This is a genomic window from Streptomyces sp. B1866 (assembly GCF_031932565.1).
Taxonomy (GTDB): domain Bacteria; phylum Actinomycetota; class Actinomycetes; order Streptomycetales; family Streptomycetaceae; genus Streptomyces.
The window spans coordinates 22,044-28,541 of record NZ_JAVSCF010000050.1; the positions used below are offsets into that span (position 1 = coordinate 22,044).

General features: G+C 77.7%; 3 protein-coding genes and 2 pseudogenes. 4 read left to right on the forward strand and 1 reads right to left on the reverse strand.

Features of this window, described 5'->3' with window-relative positions:
• Positions 1-33: 33 nt before the first annotated feature.
• From RKE29_RS10140 to RKE29_RS10150, 3 genes and pseudogenes are all read left to right on the forward strand, one after another.
• The gene (locus RKE29_RS10140; protein ID WP_312004803.1) at positions 34-882 is read left to right on the forward strand and encodes a DegV family protein; all 849 of its coding nucleotides are present in this window, start codon (positions 34-36) and stop codon (positions 880-882) included.
• A 369-nt stretch (positions 883-1,251) separates the two neighbouring features.
• Positions 1,252-2,340, forward strand: coding sequence for a helix-hairpin-helix domain-containing protein (locus tag RKE29_RS10145; protein WP_312004804.1), 1,089 nt, complete (start codon positions 1,252-1,254; stop codon positions 2,338-2,340).
• Between the two features lie 533 nt (positions 2,341-2,873).
• Positions 2,874-4,994: pseudogene (locus tag RKE29_RS10150) on the forward strand (ComEC/Rec2 family competence protein); the annotation flags it as partial.
• A gap of 59 nt (positions 4,995-5,053) precedes the next feature.
• On the opposite strand, the gene RKE29_RS10155 reads toward RKE29_RS10150, so the two are convergent.
• Positions 5,054-5,314 carry a hypothetical protein gene (locus RKE29_RS10155; protein WP_312004807.1) on the reverse strand — a complete coding sequence of 87 codons (261 nt, stop codon included), beginning with the start codon at positions 5,312-5,314 and terminating at the stop codon, positions 5,054-5,056.
• 142 nt (positions 5,315-5,456) lie between these two features.
• Here RKE29_RS10155 and holA point away from each other — a divergent pair.
• Positions 5,457-6,395, forward strand: a pseudogene (holA, locus tag RKE29_RS10160) (DNA polymerase III subunit delta); the annotation flags it as partial.
• Positions 6,396-6,498: the final 103 nt, after the last annotated feature.

Consider the following 6,498-nt stretch of genomic DNA (forward strand, 5'->3'; position numbering starts at 1 on the left):
CGGTGCCGTACGTCCCCCGATAACCTCCCAGTCATGTCCCGCCATGTCGCGATCGTGACCGACTCAACGGCGTACCTCCCTCAGCGAGCTCTGGAGCGGCATCGCATCACCGCCGTGCCGCTGACGGTGGTGCTCGGCGACCGGGCACTGGAGGAGGGCACGGAGGTCTCGGCGCGGTCGGTCGCCCAGGCACTGCGCAAGCGGACGTCCGTGACGACGTCCCGCCCGGGCCCCGAGAAGTTCGCCGCCGCCTACCAGGCGGCCGCCGAGGCCGGGGCGGCGGGGGTGGTCTCCCTGCACCTGTCGGCCGAGATCTCCGGCACGTACGACGCGGCGGTGCTCGCGGCCCGGGACGCGCGGGTGCCGGTGCGGGTCGTCGACAGCGGCATGGTCGCGATGGCGCTCGGCTTCTGTGCCCTGGCGGCCGCCGAGACGGCGGACAGCGGAGGCAGTCTGGACGAGGCCGTCGCCGCGGCGGAGAAGCGGGCCGCGGACACCTCGGCCTACTTCTACGTCGACACCCTCGACTACCTGCGGCGCGGCGGGCGCATCGGCGCGGCACAGGCACTGCTCGGCTCGGCGCTCGCCGTCAAGCCCCTGCTGCAACTGGACAGCGGACGGATCGCGTTGCGGGAGAAGGTGCGCACGGCCTCGAAGGCCATCGCGCGCCTGGAGGAGATCGTGGTGGAGCGGGCCGCGGGCCCGAGGCCGGTGGACATCGCCGTGCAGCATCTCGCGGCGGAGGAAAGGGCCGTGGAACTGGCGGAGCGGCTGCGGGCACGGGTGCCGGGGCTCGCCGAACTGTACGTGAGCGAGGTGGGTGCGGTGATCGGCGCGCACACCGGACCAGGGCTGGTGGGCGCGGTCGTGTCGCCCCGGTAAAACGCCGGACGGGGCCGCTGGTCCCGCCCGCCCTGTCGCGCCGCGCCCGTATCGGTCAGTGGTCATCTTTTCCCTCCCTTGATTCTTCCCTGCTCCCCTGCTTCTTCTTCCCCCGTTGTCACTCACTGTAACGATAGCCCGAGTGAGTGTTCGTCGCCAGTGATCTCGGGTCGCTCGTTCGAGTGGCGGACTTTTCCACAACTCAGGGGTTTTCCACGGGAATCCGAGCGGCCCGGCAAGTTCCGCCCACCGCGCCTACCGTTGGTCGGCATGGGATCACGATCACGCACAGCAACCAGCGGCCCCGGGCGCGGACCGTCCGCCGTCCGCCGCCCGCCGTCCGGCCCGGGAGCCGTCCTCCGTCGCCGCATGGCGCGCCGCGCCGCGCCCGGCCATCGGCGCGGCGAGCCGCGTGGCGGCGTGCGCGGTGCGGCGTGTGCCACCGCGGCGTCACGGCGCGGTGAGCGCGCGGCGGCGCTCCTCCTCGGCCCGTCACCGTGCACAGACCCGACCGTCTCCGCCGTCCGCCCTGGCCGCCCGGCCGGGCCGCTGGTCGGCGGCCCACCGCCCGACCCGGCCGGCAGCACGGTCAAGGCCCTGCCCGCCCCGGCAGCGGACGGCCCCCGCGAGCTCTCGGCGGACGAAGGCCCCGCCGACCCCGCCGGTTCGACGGGCTCCCCCCTCTCCGCCGGCCCCGACGGGCCCGCTTCACGCGCCGCGGGCAGACTGTGGCTCGCCCTGCGCGAGCGGCTGCCGCTGTGGCTCCAGCTCCGGTGCGGCATCGAGCCGCGCACGCTGGCCGCGCTGGCCGTGGTGCTGCTCGTGGCGGCGGGCTTCGCGGCGCATCACTTCTGGACCGGCCGCCCCCAGACCGTGCGCCCTCCGGCCCGCACCGTCCCGCGGACCGCGGCCCCGGAGGCCGGGCCGCGGCCCGGCGCCGTACCGCCGTCCGGCGCGCGGCCCACGCCCCGGGCCGGCCCCTCGGTCGTCGTCGACGTGACGGGCAGAGTCCGGTCGCCGGGCGTGTACCGGCTGCCCGCCGGGACGCGGGTCGGCGACGCGCTCAAGGCAGCGGGCGGACCGCGTCCGGGCGCGGACACCGCCGGGCTCAACCAGGCGCGCGTGCTCACAGACGGGGAGCAGATCGTGGTCGGCGCGCCTGCCGCCGGCGGCCCGGCGGGCGGCGCACCCGGCGGCGCGGCCCAGCCGGCCGGCGTTCCACCGCAGGACGGGGCGGCGGGCAGTGGGGCCGCCGCGTCCCGCACACCGGTCAGTCTCAGCTCGGCGACCGCCGAACAGCTCGACGCCCTGCCCGGCGTCGGCCCCGTGCTGGCCCGGCACATCATCAACTACCGCACCCAGCGAGGCGGTGTCTTCCGCTCGGTGGACGAGCTGCGGGAGGTCACCGGAATCGGCGAGCGGCGGTTCGCCGACCTGCGGCCACTGGTCCGGCCGTGACGCCGCCGTCCGCGCGGTCCGCCCGCGCTCCCGTGCACGCCGCCGCCGCGTCACCGCTGGGCGCGTCCAACCCACGCCAGGAGGGCCCGCCCGACCTCCGGCTGGTGCCGCCCGCCCTGTCCGCCTGGGCCGCGGCGGCGCTGGCCCTCGGCGCGCCCGGCCGGACGGCCGCCGCCTGCGCCGGGGCGGGTGCGGCGCTCGCGGTCCTGCTGTGCGCGGTGGGCCTGCCAGGCCGCCGCGGGCCCCGGGGCCGCCGGGGCGGCCACCGACCGGATCGGTGGGAAGAAGCCCGCGAGACCCCCGGCACACCCGATTCCGGCGCCGGTCGCGACGGGCCGCGCCGCCCCGGCAAGACCGGGGGCAGATCCCCCGGCGACCCCTCCGAACCGCCGACGGCAGCGGCGGGCGGCGGGCCGGACGGCGCGCGGCGGAGACGGGCCACCGCGGTCGTGACCGTCGCCGCAAGCCTGCTCAGCGCCGCCGCCGCGGCGGCCGTGGCCGCGTTGCACGCGGCCGACGTGCACCGCGGCCCGCTGCCCGCGCTGACCCGGGAGCGCGCGGTCGCCACCGTGGCGGTGACAGTCACGGACGACCCGCGGCGGGCCCTGCCACGGGTGCGCGGAGCGGCGGCGGCGCCGACGACCGTGGTATTCGAGGCCGAGGCCACCCAGGTCACCGCCGCCGACGGCACGGTGACCGCCACGCGTGCGCCCGTGCTGGTCACCGCCCATCCCCGGCCCGGCGCCGAGGCGGACTGGCTTCGGCTGCTGCCCACCACCCGGCTGCGGGTGTCCGGCCGCTTGGTCCCGCCGCTGCGCGACGGCGACCGCATCGCGGCGGTGCTGCGTGCCGACGGCGGCGGGCCGCCACGGCGCACCGGCGAGCCCGCGGCGCACCAGCGCGTGGCCGGACGGTTGCGCGCCGGTCTGCGCGCCGCGTCCGAGGATCTGCCGCCCGACGCGCGTGCGCTGCTGCCCGGGCTGGTCGTCGGGGACACCTCCCGGGTCTCACCGGAGTTGTACGAGGCGTTCCGGACCACGGACCTGTCGCACCTGCTCGCCGTCTCGGGAAGCAATCTGACACTGGTGCTCGCGCTGCTCATCGGGCCGTCCCACCTCGCCGCCCGGGCGGAGCGGCGCGGTCTCGCCGCCAGGCTCGGCATCCCGCTGCGGGCGACCGCCGTGCTCGGCGGCGCGCTCACGCTCGCGTTCGTGCTCGTCTGCCGCCCCGACCCCAGCGTCCTGCGCGCCGCCGCCTGCGGGCTGATCACCCTGCTGGCCCTGGCCACCGGACGCCGCCGCTCCCTGCTGCCCGCCCTGGCCGCGGCGGTGCTCGCCCTCGTGCTCTACGACCCGTGGCTCGCCCGCGGTTACGGGTTCCTGCTCTCGGTGCTGGCCACGGGCGCGCTGCTGACCGTCGCGCCGCGCTGGAGCGCGGCCCTGCGGCGGCGCCTGGTCCCTCCGCGCCTCGCCGAGGCGCTGGCGGCCGCCGCCGCGGCCCAGGCGGTGTGCGCGCCGGTCATCGTGGTCATGACGGCGCGCGTGAGCCTGGTGGCCGTCCCGTGCAACCTGCTCGCCGAGGCAGCGGTCGGCCCCGCCACCGTACTGGGCTTCGCCGCTCTCGCGGCGGCCCCGATCGCCCTCCCGGCCGCCCGGTGCCTGGCCTGGCTGGCCGGGTGGCCCGCGGCCTGGCTCGCCGCGGTGGCCCGCTTCGGAGCCGGGCTGCCCGGCGCGGCGGTGGGCTGGCCCGGCGGCTGGTGGGGCGGGCTGCTGATGGCTGCCGCGACCGCCGCCGCCATATGGGCGGGCCGCCGCCTGGCGCGGCACCGGTGGGCGTGCGTGGCCTGCGCGTTCGCCGTGCTGCTCGCGGTCGTCCGCCCGGCACCGCTGGCGCGGGTGGTCACCGGCTGGCCGCCGCCCGGCTGGCGGATGGTGGCCTGCGACGTCGGGCAGGGGGACGCGCTCGTCCTGTCCGCCGGGCGCGGCTCGGCCGTCGTCGTGGACGCCGGGCCGGAGCCGGCGGCCGTCGACCGGTGCCTGCGCGCACTGGCCGTCGACCGGGTGCCGCTGCTCGTCCTCACCCACTTCCACGCCGACCACGTGGCCGGGCTGCCGGGCGTGCTGCGCGGACGGGCGGTGGGCGCGGTGGAGACGACCGTGCTGGAGCAGCCCCGTGGCGAGGCGGCGTTCGTACGCCGCGCAGCCGCGGCCGCGCACATCCCGGTTGCCGCCGCCCAGCCGGGGGAGCGGGGCCGGACCGGAGCCCTGTCATGGGAGGTGCTGTGGCCGCCGGCGGCCGGAGCGGTCGGCTGGTCGGCGGCCGACGGGCCGAACGACGCGAGCGTCACCCTCCTGGTGCGCACGGCGGGCCTGACCTTCCTGCTCCTGGGCGACCTCGAACCCCCGGCGCAGCGGGCCCTGCTGACCGCCCATCCGGAGCTGTCCGATGTGGACGTGCTCAAGGTCGCCCACCACGGCTCGGCCCACCAGGAGCCGTGGCTGCCGCGTCGCCTGCGCCCCCGCCTGGCCGTCATCTCCTGCGGCGCGGACAATCCGTACGGGCATCCGGCGCCGTGGACGGTCGCCGCCCTCCGGGCCCAGGGCGCCGTGGTGCTGCGCACCGACACCGACGGCCCGGTCGCGGTGACGGGGCCGAGGCTCGCGGCCGTGGCCCGGGGCGGAAGGTCGGCGGGGCGCCGCCGGGGCCGCCGCCGTCAGTCCCGCTCCAGCCAGCCCTCGTACCCGGCGGCGAACGCGTCGAGCGCGCCCTCGTCCAGCCGCCCCTCCGGGTCCTCGACCACCACCAGCCACTGTGCGTCCTCGGCGTCGTCCTCGCCGGCCAGCGCGTCCCGCACCAGCTCCGGCTCCTGCTCGGCACCGAAGCGCTCCACCAGCAGGCGGGCCGCCTCCTGCGCCGCGTCGCGGTCCGGAAGCACCAGGACGTGCCGCCCGCCGTTCCCTCGTCCATCGGTCACCCGGCCATTGTCGGACAGCGGCCGCGCGGGCCCAGCGGCGGTCCGCGCCGGGCGGGCCTGTCAGCGGCCCGTGGGATGCTGGACCGCGATGGCCAGGAAGACGACGACCGACGACCCGCTCGCCCCCGTGACTCTCGCCGTGGGCCAGGAGGACCTGCTGCTCGACCGCGCCGTGCGGCAGGTCGTGCTGGCGGCCCGCGCGGCCGACCCCGACACCGACGTGCGCGAGCTGACCCCCGACGCCCTGCGGCCCGGCACGCTCGCCGAGCTGACCAGCCCGTCCCTTTTCGCCGAGCGCAAGGTGGTCGTGGTGCGCGACGCGCAGGACGTGTCGGCCGACGCGGTCAAGGAGGTCAAGGAGTACTTCGCCGCGCCAGCCGAGGAGATCACCCTGGTGCTGCTGCACGCCGGTCAGGCCAAGGGGAAGGCGCTGCTCGACGCGGCCCGCAAGGCCGGGGCGCGCGAGGTGGCGTGTCCGAAGATGACCAAGCCCGCCGACCGCCTGGCCTTCGCGCGCGCCGAGTTCCGCACCGTCGGCCGCTCCGCGACGCCCGAGGCATGCCAGGCCCTGGTCGACGCCATCGGCAGTGACCTGCGCGAGTTGGCCAGCGCCTGTGCCCAGCTCGCCGCCGACGTCGAGGGCACGATCGACGAGGCCGTCGTCGCCCGCTACTACACCGGCCGCGCAGAGGCGTCCAGCTTCACCGTCGCCGACCGCGCCGTGGAGGGGCGCACCGCCGAGGCGCTGGAGGCGCTCCGGTGGGCCGTGGCCACGGGCGTGGCACCGGTGCTCATCACCAGCGCCCTCGCCCAGGGCGTGCGCGCCATAGGCAAGCTCGCCGCCGCGCCGCGCGGCGCCCGGCCCGGCGACCTGGCACGCGAGCTGGGCATGCCGCCCTGGAAGATCGACCGGGTGCGGCAGCAGATGCGCGGCTGGTCGGCGGACGGGGTCGCGGCGGCCCTGCGCGCTGTCGCCGAGGCCGACGCGGGCGTCAAAGGAGGAGGTGACGATCCGGAGTTCGCACTGGAGAAGGCGGTGGTCGCCATCGCCCGGGCCGCGCGCTCGGGCCGCGCGCGCTGAACGCCCGGCCCGCCCCCACGCTGAGCGAACCCGGCCCGCCCACGATGACCAATCCAGCCCGGCCGCCCGGCTGCTGAGCTTGTTCTTTAAGGTCTGACCTGGT